At 53.1% G+C, this 22,991-nt stretch carries 14 protein-coding genes; 10 read left to right on the top strand and 4 right to left on the bottom strand.

The window, feature by feature from the left end; all coding sequences use genetic code 11:
• The first annotated feature begins 8 nt into the window (after nt 1–8).
• The 4 genes from rsfS to ACTJIK_RS01370 all read left to right on the top strand — a co-directional run bounded on the left by rsfS (nt 9) and on the right by ACTJIK_RS01370 (nt 4,036).
• Nucleotides 9–413, top strand: coding sequence for a ribosome silencing factor (gene rsfS / locus ACTJIK_RS01385; protein WP_440644465.1), 405 nt, complete (start codon nt 9–11; stop codon nt 411–413).
• Nucleotides 414–484: 71 nt separating this feature from the next.
• On the top strand, nt 485–2,524 hold the full coding sequence (gene ftsH / locus ACTJIK_RS01380) for an ATP-dependent zinc metalloprotease FtsH (protein ID WP_440644464.1): 2,040 nt from the start codon (nt 485–487) through the stop codon (nt 2,522–2,524).
• A gap of 8 nt (nt 2,525–2,532) precedes the next feature.
• Nucleotides 2,533–3,168 carry a LutC/YkgG family protein gene (locus ACTJIK_RS01375; RefSeq protein ID WP_440644463.1) on the top strand — a complete coding sequence of 212 codons (636 nt, stop codon included), beginning with the start codon at nt 2,533–2,535 and terminating at the stop codon, nt 3,166–3,168.
• Nucleotides 3,169–3,271: 103 nt separating this feature from the next.
• Nucleotides 3,272–4,036, top strand: coding sequence for a UDP-2,3-diacylglucosamine diphosphatase (locus tag ACTJIK_RS01370; protein ID WP_440644462.1), 765 nt, complete (start codon nt 3,272–3,274; stop codon nt 4,034–4,036).
• On the opposite strand, the gene recO is transcribed toward ACTJIK_RS01370, so the two are convergent.
• Both recO and porZ read right to left on the bottom strand, forming a co-directional pair.
• A complete protein-coding gene (recO, locus tag ACTJIK_RS01365; RefSeq protein WP_440644461.1) occupies nt 4,037–4,771 on the bottom strand; it encodes a DNA repair protein RecO in 735 nt (244 codons plus the stop codon).
• Between the two features lie 18 nt (nt 4,772–4,789).
• On the bottom strand, nt 4,790–7,000 hold the full coding sequence (porZ, locus tag ACTJIK_RS01360) for a type IX secretion system anionic LPS delivery protein PorZ (RefSeq protein WP_440644460.1): 2,211 nt from the start codon (nt 6,998–7,000) through the stop codon (nt 4,790–4,792).
• A 94-nt stretch (nt 7,001–7,094) separates the two neighbouring features.
• Here porZ and ACTJIK_RS01355 point away from each other — a divergent pair, with 94 nt between their 5' ends.
• From ACTJIK_RS01355 to ACTJIK_RS01330, 6 genes are all read left to right on the top strand, one after another.
• Entirely contained in the window at nt 7,095–9,497 is a 2,403-nt protein-coding gene (locus ACTJIK_RS01355) for an efflux RND transporter permease subunit (protein ID WP_440644459.1), read from the top strand.
• Between the two features lie 243 nt (nt 9,498–9,740).
• Entirely contained in the window at nt 9,741–10,442 is a 702-nt protein-coding gene (locus tag ACTJIK_RS01350) for an IS1595 family transposase (protein WP_440644458.1), read from the top strand.
• Nucleotides 10,443–10,942: 500 nt separating this feature from the next.
• Entirely contained in the window at nt 10,943–14,149 is a 3,207-nt protein-coding gene (locus ACTJIK_RS01345) for a SusC/RagA family TonB-linked outer membrane protein (RefSeq protein WP_440644457.1), read from the top strand.
• Between the two features lie 25 nt (nt 14,150–14,174).
• Nucleotides 14,175–15,623 carry a SusD/RagB family nutrient-binding outer membrane lipoprotein gene (locus ACTJIK_RS01340; protein WP_440644456.1) on the top strand — a complete coding sequence of 483 codons (1,449 nt, stop codon included), beginning with the start codon at nt 14,175–14,177 and terminating at the stop codon, nt 15,621–15,623.
• 185 nt (nt 15,624–15,808) lie between these two features.
• The gene (locus ACTJIK_RS01335; RefSeq protein ID WP_440644455.1) at nt 15,809–18,658 is read left to right on the top strand and encodes a SusC/RagA family TonB-linked outer membrane protein; all 2,850 of its coding nucleotides are present in this window, start codon (nt 15,809–15,811) and stop codon (nt 18,656–18,658) included.
• A 3-nt stretch (nt 18,659–18,661) separates the two neighbouring features.
• Nucleotides 18,662–20,056 carry a RagB/SusD family nutrient uptake outer membrane protein gene (locus ACTJIK_RS01330; protein WP_440644454.1) on the top strand — a complete coding sequence of 465 codons (1,395 nt, stop codon included), beginning with the start codon at nt 18,662–18,664 and terminating at the stop codon, nt 20,054–20,056.
• 65 nt (nt 20,057–20,121) lie between these two features.
• On the opposite strand, the gene ACTJIK_RS01325 is transcribed toward ACTJIK_RS01330, so the two are convergent.
• Together ACTJIK_RS01325 and gatB are read right to left on the bottom strand one after the other, a co-directional pair.
• Nucleotides 20,122–21,267: a redoxin domain-containing protein gene (locus ACTJIK_RS01325; RefSeq protein ID WP_440644453.1), complete on the bottom strand. Its 1,146-nt coding sequence runs from the start codon at nt 21,265–21,267 to the stop codon at nt 20,122–20,124.
• A 209-nt stretch (nt 21,268–21,476) separates the two neighbouring features.
• Nucleotides 21,477–22,934 carry an Asp-tRNA(Asn)/Glu-tRNA(Gln) amidotransferase subunit GatB gene (gatB, locus tag ACTJIK_RS01320; RefSeq protein WP_440644452.1) on the bottom strand — a complete coding sequence of 486 codons (1,458 nt, stop codon included), beginning with the start codon at nt 22,932–22,934 and terminating at the stop codon, nt 21,477–21,479.
• Between the last annotated feature and the right edge of the window lie 57 nt (nt 22,935–22,991).

Raw genomic sequence — 22,991 nt, 5'->3', positions numbered from 1 at the left:
GCATTTTATTGGCACCCTTAACCATTCTGAATACCAGAAAAAAGGCGGTAACACGCATTAACAGGAACAGTAAGATATTTACCACTATCATAAAGGCCATACAGGAGAAAAAAGGGGAGAATGTCGTTTCCCTTGATCTGCGCAAGATCCCTGAAGCGGTAGCTGACTTCTTTATCATTTGTGAGGCCAATTCCAATAATCAAGTTAAGGCGATTGCGGACTTTGTGGAGGAGGAAGTGAAGAAAAGTACGGATGAAACGCCGTACAAACATGAAGGTTTCACAGCCCAGCAGTGGATCCTGGTGGACTATGTGAACATCGTGGTGCACATTTTCATACCCGAAACCCGCAAATTCTACAAACTGGAAGAGATGTGGAGCGATGCAGAACGCATGGAACATCTTGAAAACTGAACAAAACCTCTGGTTTTGTATTAATTATTTGTATAAACAGACAACACTCATTCGTAAAGGAGCGAACGATCATGGAAAAAGGAGGCAATAACTATAACAAGGGATCAGAAAAATCTCCGAAAAAAGGCCCGAAGTTCAATATATACTGGGTCTATGCCTTCATCGGCATAGCCTTGCTGGCAATGAATTTCCTGCCGCCACTCACCAACCAGCCCAAGGAACTTTCCGGTTTTAAGGAGTTCCAGCAACAGTATCTCCGTACCGGGGACGTTGAAAAGCTCGTGGTGGTGAACAAGCGGCTGGTTGAAGTATATGTCAAGAAAGACCGGCTGAAAGATCCTAAATACGAAAACGTATCCAAAGGCCGTTTCGGGAGCGAAAATCCCGGACCGCATTTCCAGTTCACCATCGGCAGCGTGGAAAGCTTCCAAAAGGAACTGGATAAAGCGCAGACAGACATGCCGCTGGCAGACCAGATGAACGTGTCTTATATAGACCGGCCCAACTGGTTTGAACCGCTGATGCAGATATTACTGCCCATCCTATTGCTGATAGGCATGTGGGTATTGCTGATGCGTAAAATGGGCGGCCCTTCCGGCGGAAGCGGCGGGCCCGGCGGCATCTTCAACATCGGTAAATCCAAAGCCACCCTCTTCGACAAAGGCACCCGCGTGACCATCACCTTCAATGATGTGGCCGGTCTCGACGAAGCCAAAGTGGAAGTGATGGAGATCGTGGATTTCCTTAAAAATCCGAAAAAATACACCGCGCTCGGCGGTAAGATACCCAAAGGCGCGTTGCTGGTAGGCCCTCCGGGCACCGGTAAAACCCTCCTGGCAAAAGCCATGGCAGGTGAAGCGCAGGTACCTTTCTTCTCCATGAGCGGTTCCGATTTCGTGGAATTGTTCGTGGGCGTAGGCGCCAGCCGTGTGCGCGACCTGTTCAAGCAGGCCCGTGAAAAAGCGCCCTGTATCATCTTTATCGATGAAATAGATGCGATCGGCCGTGCCCGAGGAAAGAACGTGATGATGAGCAACGATGAGCGCGAGAACACCCTCAACCAGCTGCTCGTGGAAATGGACGGTTTCGGTACAGACAGCGGGATCATCATTCTCGCCGCCACCAACCGGCCTGACGTGCTGGACAGCGCATTGCTGCGCCCCGGCCGCTTCGACCGCCAGATCTCCATCGACAAGCCGGATCTGAACGGGCGTGAGCACATCTTCAACGTGCATCTCAAACCGATCAAAACTTCCCCCAACCTCGATATCAAGCGGCTCGCCTCCATGACCCCCGGTTTTGCCGGCGCAGACATCGCCAACGTGTGTAACGAGGCCGCCCTCATTGCAGCGCGTAAAGGAAAGACCGAAGTGGAAATGGAAGATTTCAACGACGCGATAGACCGTGTGATCGGTGGTTTGGAGAAAAAGAACAAGATCATTTCACCGGAAGAGAAAGAAGTGATCGCTTACCACGAAGCTGGCCACGCCATCTGCGGCTGGTATCTCGAACATGCCAACCCGCTCGTGAAGGTGACCATCGTGCCCCGCGGCGTTGCAGCCCTGGGTTACGCGCAGTACCTTCCGAAAGAACAATACCTGTACAACACCGAACAGCTGATGGACGATATCTGCATGACCCTTGGCGGCCGTGTGGTGGAAGACCTCGTGTTCGGCAAGATCTCCACCGGCGCGCAGAACGACCTGCAGGTGATCACCCGCATGGCTTACGCCATGGTGACGGTGTACGGTATGAACGACAAGGTGGGTAATGTTTCCTTCTACGATCCCAACAGCGAACAGGCATTCACCAAACCTTATTCCGAAGAAACCGCCAAAATGATCGACACGGAAGTGAGGCTGCTGATCGAAAAAGCATATGCCCGCACCAAGGCGCTGCTTTCCGAAAGGCTGGATAATGTGAAGCTGCTGGCGCAGGAACTGCTGAAGAAAGAAGTGCTGTACAAAGACGACCTGGAGCGCCTCATCGGCAAACGCCCGTATGAAACGCACAGGGAGCACCTGGTGCCTAATAAGGAAGGTATGACCACCGACGGCGTTCATCCTACAGACATCATCAACCCTTCACCAGCAAACGTGATTTCAGAATAGGGATCAACATGAAAGTATCTCCGGCAAAAGAAAATATTCTCAAAAGGGTAAGAAACGCGCTGAGCCAACCGGTTCAGCTGCCTTTCCCCAATGCAGAAGGCAACAACTCCGTGTTCGAAACAGCGCACGACGGACTTGAGATAAAGTTCGCCGAAGAGTTCTCCAAACTCCAGGGCAAATTCATCTTCTGCTCCTCCCGCGACGAGCTGGCCGAAAACCTGCAAACCCTCGTGGAGAATAAGGAATGGACGCATGTTCATTGCAAGACGCCTTCCCTGGAAAGTATCCTGGCCCCGTACAACCCGGCGTACATCAACGTAGGCGATGTGCATACGCTCGACGCCGCTATTACGGACTGCGAATACCTTATTGCCCGCACAGGCACCATCATCATGAGCGCCGCGCAGCCCTCGGGCCGCTCGCTGCCGGTGTACGCCCCCGTTCACATCGTGGTGGCCTATACGCACCAGCTCGTGTTTGACCTGAAAGACGGGATCAATAAAGTGAAGGAAAAATACCCCGGCCAGCTGCCCTCCATGATCTCATTCGCCACCGGCCCAAGCCGTACCGCGGATATCGAGAAAACACTGGTGGTAGGCGTGCACGGGCCCAAGGAAGTATATGTTTTCCTGCTGGACGAATAACATGATTTGTTGAATACAATACTTGGTTGTGATTTGCTTTCAATCTTGTAAAATGCAAAAGGATTTTATCACTTTTGCATTTTACATTTAAGACAAGGCCGTCATGGAAATACTACTGCCACCGGGCAAGCGCGTTTATTTTGCATCAGACTTCCACCTGGGCGCTCCTGATATGGAGAAGAGCCGGGACAGGGAACGCCTCATTGTTCAGTGGCTGGACGAAGCGGCGAAAGATGCGGCGCACATCTTCCTGGTAGGCGACCTTTTCGATTTCTGGTTCGAATACAAACATGTGATCCCGAAGGGGTACACCCGCCTGCTGGGCAAGCTCGCCGAGCTGCGCGACAAGGGTATCGGTTTCACCGTGTTCATCGGCAACCACGATATGTGGATGGACGGCTATTTTGAAGAAGAGCTGGAGATCCCCGTCTACTTCGAGCCGCAGCAGTATACCATCGGCGGGAAGAGATTTTATATCGGTCATGGCGATGGCCTTGGCCCCGGCGATCATGGTTACAAGTTCCTGAAAAAAATATTCCGCAACCCTGTTTGCCGCTGGCTGTTTTCGTGCATCCCGCCCAACTGGGGCATTTCCATGGCCAATTACTGGAGCCGCAAAAGCCGCGCTGCCACCGGCTCCCAGCTGGAGCAGTTTTTAGGCGAAGAGAATGAATGGCTGGCGATCTACAGCAGGGAGATACTGCAAAAAGAACATTTCGATTATTTTATTTTCGGCCACCGGCACCTGCCGCTGGACCTCAAAGTGGGCGAACGCAGCCGTTACATCAATCTTGGTGACTGGCTCAATTATAATTCCTACGCCGTGTTCGACGGGAGTACCACTGAGCTGAAGTATTACGGGAAATGATCACCCGAGAATTTCATGCAGGATGGGCGGCGATTGCAGCTCGGTGAAGTCGGGGAGATGCAGTTTGTAGAACTCCAGGTAAGCATAGAGCATATTCCTTCTCCGCTCTTTGTTCAATTCAATTTTTTCGAGGTCCGCGAAAACGCGTATGCTTTGCAGGCGGTCTGTAATAGCGCTGCTTACTTCATCCAGGTAATGGGTGTGGTGCGGGGGAAGGTCTGTAAATACGCCTTCCTGCAGATCCAGGTAAGGCGTGTATTCAGAATAATGGCCGCCGAAATGGAAACCCAGGTGTGCGGCCAGTTTCAGTGTAAAGAACAGCGGCAGGTTGGCGGCCACCGGCGTTGATTCTGTATCCAGCGCTTTAAAAGTGCTTTCCGCGAAATGGTACAGTTCGGGCGAATGTTCCGGCTGCTTCATCACTTTCTGCAACAGTTCTATCAGGTAAAGCGCCACCGTATTCTTCACGATGTTCACGTGCATGGAGGTGTATACATGCCCGAGTTTGAATTCCGAAATGCGCTGGATATTTTTCTGTTCGTGATGATACACCACGAGATCGAGGATATTGCCGGGCTGGAGGATATTGCCTTTGGAAGCTTTGGGCTTGGATGAGCGCACGCCGTTCACGATGTAGGACTGTACGCCGAACAGCTCCGTGAAGATGCTCATGATGAGGCTGGTGTCCCCATATTTAACGGTCCGTAATACGATACCCGGTGTTTTGTGCAGCATGTTGGCAAAATTCGGTGATCAGCGGATAAATACCAGCTTCGTGACGATCTTTTCTTTCCCTGTATCGTCTGAGGCCAATACGAGGTATACGCCGCTCTGCGGGCGGTAACCCGTGTAGTCCTTCCCGTTCCATACCGCCTGGCCGCCCTGGGCGCGCGTTTGGTAAACGAGTTTGCCTGTAATATCGGTGATCTTGACGATAGCATTCTGCACCAGCCCGCGGATGGCGATGATGCCTTCGTAGCCATGGGGCACGGGGTTAGGGAATACCATTACATTATCGCCCTGCTGCGGTGTGCCTTCTGTGGCTGTGCCCCGCCAGGAGATGAGCCCGGCCGCGGTGGCAAAAAATACTTCTCCCGTTTCCGGGTGTATCGCGATGCGGTGGATGATGTTATCGGGAAGAGGGCTGTTGGCGGTGTTGAATTGCCGGATGATCCGGCTGCCGTCTGCACTGATGAGCCATGCGCCGTTATGCGTGCCGACCCATTTGCGGTTGGCGCCGTCTACCGCGATCGTGTTTACCCTTTCGTTCTGGAAGAGATAACCGGCAAAATTATCCTGGCGCACTACCGGCCAGATGGCGTCGCAGCCCGTTGTATTGAACACCTCCGGTGCGCATTGCACCACGCCTATGCCGCGGGCCGTACCGATCCATATCCATCCTTCCTTATCTTTTGCCAGGCAATACACTTCTCCGGAAGGGAGGTTGCCCCTGCCGGCGCCTGCCTGGAACAGCTTCCACTGGTCATCCTGTGTATTTTCAACCGTGGCGCCATGATTCAATACCAGCACCCCGCTGCCCCGCGGCGATACGATCCACTTCTGGTTGTTATCATCTATCAGGATCTGGCTCACCGCATTGGCGGTGTGGAAGATGGGAATGGTGAGGCGTTGCCAGGTATTATCCCTTCGTTTTACGAGCAGGTTGCCGTTTACACCGTAGGAGCTTGCCCAGAGGTAGCCTTCCGCATCCGCCACCAGCCCGCTGATCAGTGAATCGCCCAATGGCCTTAGGCCTGTGTAGTTGCCGCTTTCGGGAATGGTGAGCAGTCCGCCGCCGAATGAACCGGCATATATTTCCTGCCCGTTGCCCGATAATGAAATGATATCGTGATAAGGCAGCGGGAAAGCATAATTATGCCATTCTTCCCGCTCAAAACGGTAAAGCCCCTGTGTGTTGCCTGTTGCCTGCCAACCCGCGCTTACCCCGCCCGAAGCGGCCCAGAGGGCATTGTTATGAATGAAGAGGTCGCCAGTGGCGATGCCTGCCGGTGAATTGGGCGTTAAAGATTCATACACCCCGTTTTCATACAGCACCAGACCGTTCCGCCCGTCTGCGATCCATGTGCTGTTGCCAGCCATCACCGCGTCCATCGGCGAGCTGATCAGCCCGGCCTGGCTGTATTCCGCTATCACCGTGGCCTGCTGCGAAAGCTGCAGCACTTTGCCGGCCTGGCTCAGGAGGATACCTGCCTGGACCGAAAGCCGCTGCACCGGCGCGGAAGCGGTATACCATTTCACCCATGCATCACCCTGTAAGGAAAAAAGGGTGTCTCTCACCCGGCCGATCACCAAAGTGCCCGAAACCGCGATCTCCGTCATGGGCTGGGAGGGAAGGCCGGCGGAAACATCCGTCCAGCTGCGCTGATCCGCCAGGTTGCCGCTTTGCAGGGAAGCCCTTTTGACGCCCTCGGAAGTCGCGGCGTAGCAGGTGTTGCCGTTTACTGCTGTTGAAAACACTGTACCGCCCTGTGCCGGCAGCCAGGTGTCTTCTATTTCATCCCGGTCAAGGTTCAGTACAATAATGCCCAGGCCGGTGGAGAGCAAAGCCCGCTGCCCGCTGAAAGCGATATGCCGGATCTGTTTGTCCCCCGAGGTTTGCCTTTGCATGATCTCGGGGATGTTCACCACGTTTTCGTTCCGCAGCACATCCAGGTTGCTGTTCCGGTAAGCGATCAGGAGAGACGCGCTGCCTTCGTGCCAGCCGATGACGGCAATGCCCGCGTCGTGCAGGCCGTTCACCTTGCTGTAGCGGGTAAATTCATGACCCGGCCGGGAAACGGAGAACAGGCTGTAGGGAGTGGCGCAAAATATGAGGTCCCGCCCGGTGGCCACTGCAATGGCTTCCCGGCAGGGAGCATGCTCGCGCCATTGCCCGATGGGCAGCAACTGGGCATATGCACCGGGGGAGAAAAGAAGCAGACACAACAGCGATCGGAGGAACATGATCCAAATGTAACAATTACGAATTATCTCTTATGCATAAATCATAATGAATAGTTACCTTTATGGCCTTTAGCAAATCAAACCAAGAAAAAATATGTGGCAGCGCCTGGCAGGTTTTGTATTAAAATTCCGTTTATGGCTTCTCGCTTTGTTGTTTGTAGGCACGGGCGTCATGGCATATTTTGCCAGCAAGGTGGAGTTATCTTATGAATTCACCGGCGCCATCCCGAGGGACAATCCTAAATGGCTTGAATACCAGTCGTTTAAGAAAATGTTCGGGGAAGATGGCAATATGATGGTGATCGGGATCGAAACCGACAGCCTTTTCAGCATGCCCTTCTTTTCTTCTTATGTGAAGCTGAACGACGAACTGCGGAAGATCCCTGCCGTGGAGAACACGCTGAGTATACCCGTAGCCGTGAACCTCGTGAAAGACGACAGCACCCGCAAGCTCAGGGCCGTCAACCTTTTCCAGCCCGTGCCGCAAACGCAGGCGGAGCTGGACAGCCTTGCCAATATTTTTTATTCCCTGCCCTTCTACAAAGGACTGTTATACAGCCCGAAAGGGCATGTTTACCTGCTGGCGGTGCAGATCAACAAAGATGTGCTCAATTCCGCCGGGCGCATCAAAGTGGTGAGAGCCATTTCTAAAACAGCGCAGGCTTTCGGCAAAGAGCATAACCTTGATGTGAAGATGAGCGGCCTTCCCATGATCAGGACCATCATGGCCACCAAGGTGGCGGACGAGCTGAAGATGTTCCTCGCCATTTCCTTTGTGCTCACGGCGTTCATCCTCCTGTTGTTCTTCCGTTCCTTCAGCGCGGTACTGATGAGTATGATCGTGGTGGCGATGGGCGTGATATGGTCCGTAGGCACCATCGTGCTTTGCGGGTACAAGATCACCCTGCTCACCGGCCTCATTCCGCCGCTGATCGTGGTCATTGGGATTCCTAACTGTGTATATTTCCTCAATAAATACCATACCGAATACGCTGTTCACGGCGAAAAGATGACCGCGCTGGTGCGCATGGTGCAGCGCATGGGTATCGTGACGCTGTTCACCAACCTCACGGCTGCCATCGGTTTCGGGGTATTCTATTTTACAAGGAGCGAGCTGCTCAAACATTTTGGCGTGGTGGCCGGGGTGAATATCATGCTGGTATTCCTCATTTCCTTCATTTTCCTGCCCGCGGTGCTGAGCTACCTGCCTCCGCCGAAAACCAAGCACACCAGTTATCTCGACAACAAGCTCTGCCGCGCCGTGCTCAACCTGCTGAACACGCTGGTGTTCAAATACCGGCCTATGGTATACCTGTTCACCGGCCTGATGGTGCTGGCCGCGATCCTGGGTATGATGCGCCTGAAGCCGGTGGGTTATATCGTGGACGACATTCCGAAAAAAGACAAGCTGTATACCGATCTGAAGTTCTTCGAGAAGAACTTTAAAGGCGTGATGCCGCTGGAGATCGTTATAGACACGAAGAAAAAGAACGGCGTGGTGAATCTGCAAACGCTTACCAAGCTGGACGAGTTGAGCGCAATTATCGCACAGCAGCCTGCCTTTGCCCGCCCGCTGTCTGTAGCCGAGGGCATCAAATTCGCGAAGCAGGCATATTATAACGGAGACAGCCTGAATTATACCGTTCCAAACCAGTTTGACATCGGCTTCCTGGCGCCTTACCTGCGTATGAAAGGGGGCGACAATGCGTCTGTATTCACCAGGCTGGTATCATCCTTTATGGACAGCACCCGCCAGGTGGGGCGTATGAGCGTGAATATGGCGGATGTCGGCTCCGTGGAGCTGCCGCGCCTCATCGATTCGCTGCGCCCGCATGTGAACGAAATATTTGACACGGCCCATTACAAAGTGACCTTTACCGGCACCAGCATCATTTTCCTGGAAGGCAGCCGCTTCATCATCAACGGCCTGCTGGAGAGCATCCTGCTGGCTTTTGTGCTGATCGTGTTCTGCATGTTGTACCTGTTCCGTTCCTGGCGCATGCTGATTATTTCGCTGGTACCCAACATCATCCCGCTGCTGGTAACGGCCGGTGTGATGGGCTGGCTGAACATTGCCATCAAGCCCTCTACCGTACTGGTATTCAGCATAGCGCTGGGTATTGCGATAGACGTGACTATACGTTTCCTGGTAAATTTCAAGCAGGAGCTGCCGCTCAATAATTTCGATATATCCGCCACCGTTAGGCAGACCATCAACGAAACGGGTTTGAGTATTATTTACACATCCCTGATCCTGTTTGCGGGCTTTATGATCTTCGCGTTCTCCGAGTTCCAGGGCACGAAAGCGCTCGGCTGGCTCACGTCGCTGACGCTGGTAATGGCCATGGTAACGAACCTGACGATCCTGCCGGCTATGCTGTTGTGGATGGAAAAGGCGTTGAAGAAGAAGGCGCAGAAGAAAGAATTATGGAAGGCGCTGGACGAGGAGAAAGACCTTGAGATGAAGGAACTGGGGCTTGATGATAAGCAGGATTGATGCGTTTATCATTGATTACTGCCGTTTAAACAAATTAACATAACAGGGACATGATAATTATTCTGCATGTGATTCCTGTCAAACTATAGTCCGTGGCTCAATGCCACGGATTTTTTTTGCCCACTTCATAAAATAATCTAGTAGGGTGCGCTCATCACACACAAATCGCCGCTTATAATAAAGCATTATATATAGCGGGGAAAAAGTATGAGGTTTAGACTGCCATTTCTAACCTCTTAGTCCATGAAAAATAAGTTCCTGAAGGGCGCTCATTTGTCCGAGCGCAAATTTAAGGAGATACTTAAGTTATTCTCCGAAGACCTGACGGCCACGCAGATAGCGAATATCAGCGGCGTCAGCAGGGTAACCATCAACAGTTACCTGAAAAAAATAAGGTTGCAGATCGTGAAATATTGCGAGTCGCTGCAACCTGAAACTGCCACCAGTGCCGCCTCCTGGGCGCACAGGGCCAATTCCCTCCACCAGGGCCATGATACGGCTGTAGCTGTGAAAACAGACGTAGACCGCATCATCAAGCCGGTAATTTTCGGTATTTACAAGCAGGACAACAAGGTGTTCACGGAGATACTTCCCGATGTGAGCAGGTCCATGATCCAGGCTATCGCCCGCGGCCGTTCCGTGCTGGAAACGGTGGGGAGCGCCGAGCGTATCCGCCGTTTTAACGGTGTGGTAGACCTTGGACAATACCGTTTATACCATTTGGGCAACCACCACCACGAGGTGGATGCGGCCAAATCCGGGCTGGACGATGTGGACGGCTTCTGGGGCCTCACCAAGCACCGCCTGGCCAAATTCAAAGGGCTCAACCGGAACACGGCCTACCTGCACCTGAAAGAATGCGAGTTCAGGTACAATTACCGCCATGAAGAGTTATATGCTGTATTGCTCAACCTCTTAAAAACGTTTCCACTGAACTTATCCTGACCGGGTATTTCCCGGGTAAGCGGCAGATTGGAAATCGCTGAGAGCTTGGTATGTTTACAGCACCAGAATCTGTCGCTTATGAAAAAGACATTATCAAACTGTTTGATATGGGATTATAGTTCTATATCCGATCAAACCATTAGCAAGACATGCAGTAACAGTTCAAATCCTTTACTAGCAAGCATTTCAACCAATAAAGACATTGTGCGCCGACCCAGGGTCTGTGCATACGACATCATTAAAGATCTCGATTTAGATTTTGGTTGATGATAAGCGGGTGATAATCTTGTCGCCTGCTTTTCTTTTTTATACCCCACCCAAACCCCCGGTGGCGGCGGAAAGCAGGCATTCTCTATAGTGTCAAACTTATCCAGTATTACTCATTACTTAAAAAAAAATCTATGTCGCCTCCAAAAAAATTACAATCCAATTGCGTTAAAAAACCGTTAAGTAATTTATATTTGTCTGTTAAAATTTCGTTAAACAACTAAATTATGCTTATGAGGAAAGGTCTAACCGTGCTTTTCCTGCTCCTGGTATGCCTCTCAGGACAGGTATTAGCGCAGAGCCGAACCATTAAAGGAAAGGTTACTGCCGCAGACGACGGCACCCCGATTATTGGGGCCACCGTTTTAGCAAAAGGAACAAATGTTGGTACAGTTACCAACTCCACGGGTGATTACACCCTCAATGTACCTGATGGCGCGACTACGCTGGTGATCAGATTCATCGGTATGCGCGACCAGGAAGCCAGGATCTCTGGTGAAACTGTGAATATTGTGCTCAGCGCCGATGTTACAAACCTCACCGAAACCGTGGTTACCGCGCAGGCTATCCGCCGCGACAAACGTTCCCTGGGTTATGCAGCTCCCACAGTAAAAGCTGAAGAGATCACCAGGGGCCAGAGCGTTAGCCCGCTGAACGCCCTTACCGGTAAAGTGGCAGGTGTGAACATCACCGGTACAGCTTCCGCACCCGGTTCTTCTTCCCGTATCGTACTCCGCGGCGGTTCTTCTATTGCCGGCAACAACCAGGCACTGCTTGTTGTAGATGGTGTTCCCATCGACAACGAAAGCATTATCGGCGGCGGCGACAGCCGTTCCGCTATCGACTTCGGTAACCGTGGTAACGACATCAACCCGGACGATATCGAGAATATCTCTATCCTGAAAGGTCCTGCCGCCGCGGCTTTGTATGGTTCACGCGCATCCAACGGCGCATTGATCATCACCACCAAATCAGGGAAGAAGGGCGGCAACAGCAAGCAGGAGATCACTTACACCTCTGCCTTGACGCTGTCCAACATCCTGAAGCTGCCTACTTTCCAGAACGAATTCGGCCAGGGCTTCCACTTCGAGCCCGACCTGCTGGAAAACTTCAGCTGGGGTGCGAAATTCGACGGTACCCAGAAAGAATGGGGCCAGGAGATCAACGGCCAACGTCTCTCCAAACCCTGGTCTGCACAGCCGGATAACGTGAAGAAATTCTTCGAGATGGGTAAAGCCTGGAACAACAACGTATCGCTCTCCGGCGGTAACGAAAAATCCACCTACTACCTGTCTCTGAACTCGCTGAACTCCGACGGTGTAATGCCCGGCAACTACGACAAATACAACAAGTATGGCGTACGTTTCAACGGCAGCACCGAACTGAGCAACAAATTCAGCACTTCCATCGGCGTAAACTACACCAAGATCAACAGCAACATGATCCAGGGCGGCCAAGGCGATGGCTCTGTGTATGACAACGTGCTGCAAACTCCCCGTGACATTCCTTTACAGGATATGGGCGACCTGAAGAACCCTTATTACAGCTACGGCGACGTGCTGCAGGATGCTGACGGTAACCCCCAATACGGTTACTACGGCGCTTACACCAACCAGCCTTACTGGGTACTGAGGGAATTCAAGAACCTCAACGACGTAGACCGCGTTACCGGTAACTTTACCGTTACCTATAAGCCGCTCAGCTGGCTGACCTTCACCGAAAGGCTGGGTGCAGACGTTTACTCTGACCGCCGCCGCATCAAACAGGCTAAAGCAGACTTGCTGCCTGTTGACGGTGACTGGTCGGAAAAGAACCTGCCCGGCGCTTACGAAGAAACGAAGATCAACCTGAGCGATATCGTTCATGACCTGATGGTTACCGCAAGACATGACTTCAGCAAAGACTTCAATGCTACGCTCATGGTGGGTAACAACATCCGCCAGCGTACTTTCACCACACTGGATGCAGAGACGAACTCCGATGGTCTGGTGATCCCCGGATGGTATAACCTGGATAACAGTAATGGCGCTCCCGTAGCGGAGAACTTCTACAGTCAGCGCCGCCTGGTAGGCCTCTATGGTGAACTGAACCTGGCTTACAAGAACATGTTGTTCCTGGGTGCAACCGCACGTAACGACTGGTCTTCCACCCTGCCTTCCGCCAACAGGTCCTTCTTCTATCCCAGCGTAAACGGTGCGTTCGTATTCACCGAGCTGCTGAAGGATAGCAAAATAGGCGAGTTCCTCAGCTATGGTAAGATCCGCGCGAGCTACGCTTCCGTAGGTAACGACGCCGACCCGTACCAGCTGCTGAACTATTATGTAAGAACCCAGATCCTGGGCGGTTTCGCCAATACGCTGTTTCCTTTTAACGGCACTCCCGGCCTGACCATGAGCAACATCATCGGCAACCCGAACCTGAAGCCTGAAAGGACCAACGCGTTTGAAATAGGTACAGAGCTGAACATGTGGGACAACAGGCTGTCTGTAGACTTCTCTTATTACCAGAACAAGTCTAAAGACCAGATCCTGGCTGCGCCCATCGCTCCCTCCACCGGTTTCGCCAGCGAGATCATGAACACAGGTGTTGTGGAAAATAAAGGCGTGGAACTCGGCCTGCGTGTTACACCGATCAGAACCTCCACAGGCTTTACCTGGGAATTGTTCGGTACTTACACCAAGAACGATAACACCGTTGTATCCTTGCTGCCCGGTGTAGACCAGGTAGTGGTAGGCGGTATCTCCGGTATGAGCATCGTTGCCGCAGTTGGCCGTCCTTACGGTACCTTCTACGCACGCGACTATCTCCGCGACGACCAGGGAAGAATGGTGATCAACGACGAAAGCGGTCTGCCCGAGCTGACCCCCGACGCGCGTTACTTCGGTTCCTACAATCCCAAGTGGATGGCTTCCTGGGGTACCAACCTCAGCTACAAAGGTATCAGCCTGAGCGTATTGTTCGATACCAAACAAGGCGGTTATTTCTATTCAAGAACCAGCGATATCATGACCTTCGTAGGTACTACGCCGAGAACGGTTGTAAACGACCGTCAGCCCTATGTAGTTCCCAACACTGTAGTAAGGGACAGGGCAAATCCTGGCAAGTACATTCCCAACACTGCTGTGGAAACGCAATGGATGGACTTCTGGACTAACCAGCAGATCGTACCGGATGCAGCCCACATCATCGACGGTTCCTATATCAAGCTGAGGGAAGTAAGCCTTTCCTACAGGCTGCCTAAGACCTTGCTGAACAGAACTCCGTTCGGCGATGCTTCTTTCGGCCTGTTTGGCAACAACCTCTGGATCTCCACACCCAAAGAGAACATGTTTGCTGATCCGGAAGTTAACTCCGGTGGTGCAGGCAATGAGCAAGGTTTTGACTTTACGGCACAACCTTCTCTCCGCAACTTCGGTGTGAACCTGAAAGTGAGTTTTTAACCTTTAGCTGAAAACGAGAAAGATCATGAAAATAACAAAAACAAAATCCATCATAGCGGCTTTAGCATTAGCGGTGATCGCGCTGCCGGGTTGTAAAGACTTCCTGGACATCAACGTGAACCCTAACTCCAGCACAAAAGCCAATCCGGATCAGATACTGCCTTCTATCGAGGCGTCTGTTGCGCATGTAACCGCTTATCAATACCAGACATATGGTAACTTCTGGAGCCAGTACTGGACGCAAAAACCCAATGCCAGCCAGTTCCGCAGCATTGACGCGTACTCTTCCGGCCCCAGCGACTTCGACCGCGCCTGGGCTATCCTGTATGCAAACGCACTGTCTGACATAGATTCCCTGGTTGTACTCGAGCGTCTGCCGAAATTTAACCAGTGGTCTGCCCGTGCCTACATCCTGCGCGCATATGCTTACCAATTGCTGACAGACGGTTTCGGTGATGTGCCGATGACCGAGGCACTGATGGGAGCCGGCAACCGCAGCCCCAAGTATGATACCCAGCGTAGAGTGTACGACAGCATTTTTGCATGGATCACCAAAGGGACCAATATGATCGATCCTGATAACGCCTATCAGCCTGGCTCTGAAGATCTGTTCACTGAAACTGCAGCAGATCCTATCGCTGAATGGGTTGCATTTGCCAATACGCTGAAGCTTCGTGCATATCTCCGTCTTTCCAACACGGAGGATTCTACGAAAGCTAAGGCAGGTATCGCTGCGTTATATGCTTCAGGCGCGGCTTTCCTCACCAACAACTGGCAGCTGAACTACACCACTACCGGCGGTAACCAATACCCGATCGCTGCGGAGATCACTGCGCTGCAGATCCGCAACCAGGGAGCTTCCAGCACCATCATCAGCCGGTTGCAGCTGAACAGCGATCCACGTATCGCCAGCTACTTTAACCTTTCTACCGGTCAGTACCGTTCCATCCCCCAGGGTGGATTTGATAACGTGCCCAGCACCACGCCCATGTCTAACCCGAGCGCACGTGTGTTAAGCACCACTACTCCCGGTATCCTGATCAGCGCAGCAGAAAGCTATTTCCTGCAAGCTGAAGCAGTACTGAAAGGCTGGGCTCCCGGCGATGCCAGGGCGCTGTATGAGGCAGGTATCCGTGCGAGCTTTGCATGGGGTGGCCGCTCCGCTACCGAAGCAAATACTTATATCGCCAGCGGTGCGCCCGATGTGAAATGGACGCCTACCGTTAGAGACACCCTTCACAAACGCATCATCACGCAGAAATACTTTGCAATGGTGGGCGTGCAGGGCTTCGAAGCATGGAGCGAATGGCGCCGTACCGGTTACCCGACCTTCCTGATACGTTCTCAGGCATCCGTTCTCGGTAACAACAACCGCCCCCAGCGCTTTATTTATCCCCAGGCCGAGCTGACCAGGAATGGCAACTTCCCTGGCCTGCAAGCCATAGACGTACCCGTTTGGTGGGCTAAAAAATAAAGATTTATCTTCTACAGATAGAAGGGCCGGCATTATGCCGGCCCTTTTTTTGTCCCACCTGTCAGGATAACTTTTATATAATATTCTATCACATGTTTGTGTTGTAGCTTTTGCCCCTGAAAACCAGTATTTTGTGGCCTCTGTTACCTGATTAACTATCTGTTCACGAGGCCCAAATGAAAAACATGAGAAAAAAAACGCTGTACTTATGGCTACTGGCAGCCATAAGCATTCCCGGCGTTGCACAGGTTCCATCCGGGAAGGCAGACACCACGGACGTTCCCCGGATGCTGGATGAAGTGGCGATCACCGGCTACTCTCCCGCCACCCGCCGGCAATACACCGGCGCCGTTTCCACGATTCCCGGAAACGCTATCAATAATATTCCCATGGCATCGTTCGACCAGCTGTTGCAGGGACGTGCCGCCGGGTTGTACGTCGCTTCCGGCAGCGGCCAGCCCGGCGCGGCTGCGAGGGTGCTTATCCGCGGCCAGGCTACCTACGGAGGCTCCGTGTCCCCGCTATATGTAGTGGATGGCATTGCGGTGGAAAGCGGTGTGTTTATGTCAATGAACCCTGCCGATTTTGAATCGGTGACCGTACTGAAAGATGCCAACGCCACTGCGCTCTACGGCTCACGCGGGGCCAACGGGGTAATTGTGATCAACACCAAAAGAGGGAAGGCAGGGGACATATCGCTGCGGTTCAACACCCAGCACGGCTTTTCGCAGGTTGCGCGCAGGCATTTTGACATGATGAACAGCGAGGAGCGCCTCCGGTTCGAAGAAGAAGTAGGGCAGGAAACAGGCCGCACATTAGGAGCAGGCTGGATATTCTCCCCCCTCAACCCCGCCAACGCGGCGCTGCCCGCAGCCACCCAAACCCGCTATGCTGCCATTCTAGACAGCATGCGCAGGATCAATACAGACTGGCAGGACCAGTTCCTGCGCAGGGCGGCGCCTTATCATGAATACGAGCTCAGCGCTTCCGGCGGCAGCGAAAGCATCCGGTTCTATTCTTCCGCCAGTTACCTGAAGCAGGAAGGCATCGTAAAACGCTCCGGGCTGGAAAGATATTCCTTCCGCACCAACCTGGACGTTCGCGCCAAACGATTTTCCGCCGCCATTAATACCGCTGTCGGCTATACGAATAACGACCTGATAGAAAGCGAGAACACCTCGTCCGGTCCCAATCCGATTGCGGCGCTGTATTACGCCCTGCCGTATGAAGCTCCTTATGTGAACGGCGTGCTGATGCACAACGGCAACAAGAACCAGCTCGGCGGAGCGTTTGACACAAGAGAGGGATCCAATGCCCTTGAAAGGATGGAGAACAGCACCTACAGAGTGAACCAGCTGAAAGGCCTGATCAATACCGACCTGAAATATTATTTTACAGACTGGCTGTACGCCTCATCCAACCTGGGTTTCGATTACCGGGAGAACGTGGAGACGCGCACCATCAGGCCCGGTTCCTACAGCGGCAGCCAGGATTTCGTGCCCGGCAAACAGGGTATGCACCGCGAGGAAATGATCCGCTATTACCAGTTTACCGCCACTACCGGCCTTACTTTCGACAGAACCTTGCAGGAAAAGCACCGCCTTACCGTGGGCGCTTTTTATGAATTCAACCGCATCAAATATTCCAATATGTCCGTGACGGGCTATGGCATTACGCCCGGCCTGGACGGCACATTATCCGGCGTAACACCGGGCTCTGCGCTCAACAGCTTCATCCCGCAGGTGGGAGGCCGCAAAACGGGTTCTGCACTGATATCGCTGGTGGGGCTGGCGCGTTATCTCTATGACGATAAATATTCCTTGAACGTTAGCTACCGGAGAGACGGCTCTTCTTCCCTGCCCGAAAAGAACCGCTGGCATGGCTTCTATTCCGTGGGTGCGGGGTATGATGTCGGGAAGGAATCTTTCATGGAGGGGCTCAGCTGGATCAATACGCTGCGGGTGCGTTCCAGCTACGGTTCTTCCGCCGCTCCGTCTGCCCAGAACTTCGCATATGCGGCAGGCTACAGCGCCAGCCGTTACGACGGCTCTCCCGCCATCGTTCCCACTTCAACGGGCAATGCTGAATTCAACTGGGAATACACCAACACATTCAACACCGGCCTCGATATAGAACTGCTCAACCGCCGCATCAGGCTGGTCGCAGACTGGTATAACCGCAGCACGAAAGGGCTCTTCCTCGAAGAACAGCTTTCACAAACGAGCGGCTTTTCTTCCCGCCCCATCAATGCCGGAACCGTCCGTAACCGCGGCGTGGAAGCCGATATCAGCGGAGACATCATCAGGAACAAAGACCTCACCTGGACGGCGGGTTTCAACATCGCATACAATAAAAACCGCGTGATGGACCTGGGCGGCACGAACGAGTTCACGGCAGGGACCTACATTCTCCGTGTAGGCTTACCCGTTAATTCGCATTATGTCGTAAAATGGGGTGGTGTGGACCCGCAGACGGGGAAAGCATTTTATTACGACAGGGAAGGTAAACCCACTTCCAACTACAACGTAGCCACGCAGAGCGTGGCAGACTTCGGCTCCGCCGAACCACGTTACAACGGCGGTTTTTATACCCGCCTGAACTGGAAAGGATTTACCGCGGACGTGTTCTTCACCTACGCGCAGGACTTTTTACGTTACAACTCTATTGAAGTATATACGCTGAACACCAATTCCTTCGCAGCCAGCAACCAGAGCCGCAGGTGGCTGGACAGGTGGCGCAAACCGGGAGACGTAACGGACATTCCCAGCTTCTCGGACACGCGCAACTTCACGTCCCGCGATCTGCAGGATGCGTCCTATGTTCGCCTGCGCAACGCGAGACTGTCTTACAACATCCCGGCGCAAATATTAAAGCCTACGCAGTTCCTGCGCCAGGCAACGGTTTACCTGCAAGGCCAGAACCTGCTGACCTTCACGAAATGGGACGGGTTGGACCCGGAAGACAATAATGGCAACGCTTTTTTTGAATACCCTTCGCCACGCACCATTACCGCGGGCGTAAGCATACAATTTTAGCACATGAAGAACTTTATCATACTTGGTTTATTAAGCTGCTGGATGGCTGCAACGTCCTGCCTGGGCGAGCTGGACATCAAGCCTACGGATATTAAGGACCAGACGGTGGCCTTTGAAACGGTAAGCGATGTAAACACCGGCGTGCTGGGTGTTTACGCGGGACTGGGCACTTCCAGCATCAGCATCAGCTCGCTGCTGGCGGATGAGAATATGCTGCCTGTTGAAAACACCGGCGGCAGGGGCATACAGGCTTTCAGCTGGAAGCAGGATCCCGTGAACCCCGATGTGATCGTTGCCTGGCAAAGCTTTTACCAGGTGCTGGACAGGGCGAACCGCATTCTTGACGTGATAGACGATGTGCCTTATTCCCCGCAGGAAGAAACCTGGCTGCGCCAGCTGAAAGGCGAACTGCTGGCCCTGCGCGCTTTCTGCCACTTCGAGCTGCTGCGCCATTATGCCGTGGACTATCACCCGGATTCTCTTGGCATCCCCGTGATGACCACTTCTTATATCGGGAAGCCCGCCAGGGACAAAGTGCGCAAGGTTTTCGAACAGATCGATGAAGACCTGGCGCTGGCAAAACAACATATTCCCGCTTCCTTCAACGACCTGGACCGTGTTACCCGCATAAGCATAAGCGCCATGCAGGCCCGCGCGGCGCTCTACCAGCAGAACTGGGATGCAGCCATTGCTGCCGCAACCGAGGTGATCACCACCGTGCCGCTGGCCACTGCCGCACAGTTCCCCGATATCTGGACGGATAAAAGCACGGCGGACGTGATCTGGAAACTCAAACGCGAACCGCAGGATGCAAAGTTCGGCGACTTCTACCGGGACGGTGTTGGCCGTGTAGCCTTTGCGCCTTCCTTTAAGCTGCTGGCCGCAATGGATGCCGCCAGCGATGTGCGGTTCAACGCATACGTCCGCGACCTTTCCCCGGGCGGCGCCGCGCGCAGGTGGACCGTGGTGAAATACGCGGGCGGGCAGCCCACCCTGGCGAACCTTGCAGATATCAAGCTGTTCCGCGTTTCGGAAATGTACCTGATCCGTGCGGAGGCCTGTGCCGAAAAAGGCCTGCTGAACAGGGGGGCGGACGATCTGAACGACCTGCGCGCTGTACGTATCGGCAACTACACTGTCCAAACCTTTGCGAACGCGGATGTGCTGAATGATGCGGTGCAGCAGGAACGTTTCAGGGAACTCGCTTTTGAGGGCCACCGTTATTACGATCTGCGCCGCAGGAAACAAAATATTGTTCGTTTACCCGCAGACGTTATACAGGTTCCCGGCCAGCCCACTACGCTCACGCCAAACGACAAGACATATTATCTCCCCATTCCACTGAAGGAAATACAGGCGAACCAGAATATGACACAGCATCCGAAATATGCATTCTGACAGGGTTTGCAGCAAAATAAAAAGGCGTCCCAAGCGGGGCGCCTTTTTATTTTATGAGGAATATGTTATTGCAATAGTTCGCCGAGCTTTTGCTCCAGCCCGCTGCCGCGGAGGTTCGCAGCTACGATCTTACCCTGAGGGTCCACGAGGATGTTCGTTGGAATGCCTGAAATGCCGTACAGGGGCACTACGGAAGACTCCCAGAATTTGAGGTCGCTAACGTGAGACCATGCAAGGCCGTCGTCTGCAATGGCTTTCATCCATGCGTCTTTCGTTTTGTCCAGCGATACGCCGAGGATGGTAAAGTTCTTGTTTTTGTATTTGAGATAAGCCTGCACCACGTTCGGGTTTTCCTGGCGGCAGGGGCCGCACCAGCTGGCCCAGAAATCCACCAGCACATATTTTCCTTTGAAAGAGCTGAGGCTGATCTGTTTGCCGGTCGGGTCAGGCAGGGTAAAGTCCGGCGCCTGCTGGCCAATCATAGCCGAAGGGCCGCCGCTGGCTTCAGTTTTGGAGTCTTTCTCCACGCCGGCGATATTGGAAAGCAGGTCTTTCACCATCGCGTTCTCCGGGAATTTTTTGGCGAGCGCTTCAAAATCCTTTTTATGTGAAAGCAGGTCTTCCGCATCTTCGAAACCTACGAGCTGCAATGCAAATACTGCGGGAACGGGGTTTTTGCTTTGCCTGGATGCTTCCAGGAAATGTTGTTTGAAATTATTGGCTTCTTTTTCGAAGCTCTCCCTGCGTGCGGCCAGCAGGCTGTCTGGCGTTTTAGCGAGGTGAAGGCTGTCCATCGCCTGCATTTCCTTGCTGAGCACCTGCGATTTGTCGCTGTAGTATTTCAGGAGCTGCTGTATTTCTTCGGTGGCTTCGGAGCCTTTTACCTGGATCTTTTCTAGTTCGTTGTAATCGCCTTTGATACTCATGTCGCCGGCATCGAGGGCCAGCAGGATGTATTTACCGTTCTCAAAACGGATGCGGTACAACCCCTGTTCGCTCACCATACCGTCCAGCTCCAGTTTCCCGGATGCGTCTTTCACAGCAGTGGTATCCACTATCTTGGTAGATTGTCCTACAATTTCTTCGAGATACACTTTTTCGAGCGGTGCGTTGGCAAGTTGCAGGTCGATCTTGAATCCTCCTTTCTCCGGGTGATTGTTACACGCCGCCAGCAAGGCTGTTGCAGACAACCAAATGGCTAATTTTTTCATGGGCTTTTCTTTAAATCTGATATTCATTTCAAAAATAGGGTTAATTACCGGGAAGCTTATCCTGGTTTTGTTAAATTATGTAGCCGGTGAGCGCATGTTAATGCATTTCGCGGTCAAAACGGCATGTAACATATAACAAGCCACAGCAGCCAGCCGGCAGTGATATGGGCTTATTCACCTTATTCACGTTATTTGGGATGAGCGGCTTATCAACCGTTTAAACGCTTCATTAATAATTCGTTAGTGAGCTTCGGGTCTGCTTTTCCGCCGCTGAGCTTCATTACTTCCCCTACGAACAATCCTATCAGCCCTTTTTTGCCGGACCTGAACTCGGCTACTTTCGCGGGATATTTGGCCAGCACTTCGTCTATCACCGGCATAATGCTGCCGGCGTCTGTGTCCTGTATCAGGTTCAGCGCGTTCGCGATGGCCAGGGCGCCTTTGCCCGGTTCGGCAATCATGGCGGGCAGTATGCGGCTGGAAGCGATGGAAAAGTTCACTTTCCCGTCTGCAATAATACCGATCAGTTCCGCCAGGGCAGCGGGTTTTACGGGGAAGCTGCCGATCTCCGCATTGTTCTCGTTGAGCCATGATTTCAGTGGGCCGAGCATCCAGTTGGCTGCCGCCTGTAAATGCGGTGTGGCGGCGGCGAGGGCTTCAAAATAATCGGCGGTTGGTTTATCGTCGGCAATTACGCGGGCGTCGTACTCGCGAAGGCCCAGCTGGCTGGTGTAGCGGATCACTTTTTCTTCCGGAAGCTCGGGCAGCGAAGCCTTGATGCTGTCCAGGTATTCAGTGGTAAGGCGGAAGGGCGCCAGGTCCGGCTCGGGGAAATAACGGTAGTCGTTGGCTTCTTCCTTGGAGCGGAGCGGGAAGGAGCTGCCGTTGGATGCGTCGAAGCTGCGGGTTTCCTGCACGATCTGCCCGCCCTGTTCCGTCAGCTCTATCTGCCGTTTGATCTCGTTCTCGATGGCGCGCTTCACGTTGCGGATGGAGTTCATGTTCTTCACTTCCACCTTGGTGCCGAGGCGGGTTTCGCCTTTGAGGCGGATGGAAACATTGGCGTCGCAGCGCATGGAACCTTCCTCCATGTTGCCGTCGCACACTTCCAGCCAGCGCACGAGGCGGCGCAGCTCGGTGAGGTAGGCGTACGCTTCGTCCGCATTTTGGATATCGGGCTCGGTCACGATCTCCACCAGCGGCACGCCGGCGCGGTTGTAGTCCACCATGGTATTATCCGGGTCCTGGTCGTGCATGCTTTTGCCTGCGTCTTCTTCCAGGTGGATGCGGTTGAGCTGCACGTTGCGGCCTTTACCGTCAATAAAAATAGGGACATACCCGCCGATGCAGATAGGTGCTGTATGCTGGCTGATCTGGTAACCTTTGGGAAGGTCCGGATAGAAGTAGTTCTTACGGGCAAAAAAGTTCTCTTTCTCGATCTCGCAATGGCAGGCAAAGCCCAGCCTGATGGCCAGTTCCACCGCTTTCCCGTTCAGGAAGGGCAGGGTACCGGGGTGGCCCAGGGTAACGGGGCTGATATGGGTGTTGGGCAAACCGCCGAAAGCCGCGCTGTCGCTGCTGAACAGCTTGCTTTCCGTTTGCAGCTGGGCGTGTACTTCCAGGCCAATTACCGCTTCATACTTGTTATAATCGATGCTCGCGCTCATATTGATTTTCTTCCTGCTGATTCGCACAAAGATATTCAAACTGCAAAAAAGCAGGGA

The sequence above is a fragment of the Chitinophaga sp. 22620 genome (assembly GCF_052044405.1).
Taxonomy (GTDB): Bacteria; Bacteroidota; Bacteroidia; order Chitinophagales; family Chitinophagaceae; genus Chitinophaga.
This window is presented reverse-complemented; position numbering and strand designations above follow the sequence as displayed.